Annotated in this window: 1 protein-coding gene; it reads right to left on the bottom strand. The window is 41.7% G+C overall.

Annotated features, from left to right (window positions below):
• Positions 1–734: hypothetical protein (locus Q1A18_RS18960; protein WP_299584714.1), on the bottom strand; the 734-nt coding region annotated here is incomplete at both ends.

Below are 734 nucleotides of genomic sequence, written 5' to 3'. Positions count from 1 at the left end.
CCAATTTTAAATGCCGGTGAGTTTTCTTTTAGTTTAAAATTTCCGGACTCCATATCCACAAAAAGAGGATCGGCAACAATCGAAGATTTATCATGTCCTTTTTGCTGCCATTCAGGAATCGTCATTTTAGGCAAATACCCTTCTTCAACACGGCCACGAAGTGCAACAACCGCAGGTTCTCCGGAAGTAATGTAATACAGGTTTGAATCCATCTCCTTTATCTGCGATGGTTTAGCATGAATTGCATCGAAAACCACATTGCTATTTGTATTTACATAAATGTTACGCCGCAATACATCTTCTGTATTGTTGAAACACACGTGTTTGCCGGGAGCAAATTTCCCGATAAAAATATTGTTCTCCACCGTTCGGAAAAATCCTTCCCGAAGTTTTACACTGCAACCTATTGTAAGGTTGTTGTAGATGTGAAAATTAGAAGAACCGTCATCGAGGTCAATTCCCCAAGAATGGGATGCAATGGTGTGTGTGAAACGATTGTGACGAATGATGTTTGGAATATACGTATCCAAACAACTTCTGTCGTGCGCATTTTCATGGCCTTTTTTTACTACACCGTGCATGGCCATAGTCCAGTGGCGGTCGCGCCCCCATGAATTAAAAGGGCCATGATCGGCAGTTGAAAGAACGGTATGAAACACATCATTATTTTCCACAATATTACCGCCCCAGCATCCATCGTTAAAGCAAATTCCGGCGCGTGGCAAATCATAAAT

It is taken from the genome of uncultured Sunxiuqinia sp. (genome assembly GCF_947495665.1).
In the GTDB taxonomy this organism is placed as follows: Bacteria; Bacteroidota; Bacteroidia; order Bacteroidales; family Prolixibacteraceae; genus Sunxiuqinia; species Sunxiuqinia rutila.
The sequence above is the reverse complement of the archived record's forward strand: the minus strand, read 5'-3'. Positions and strand labels throughout refer to the sequence as shown.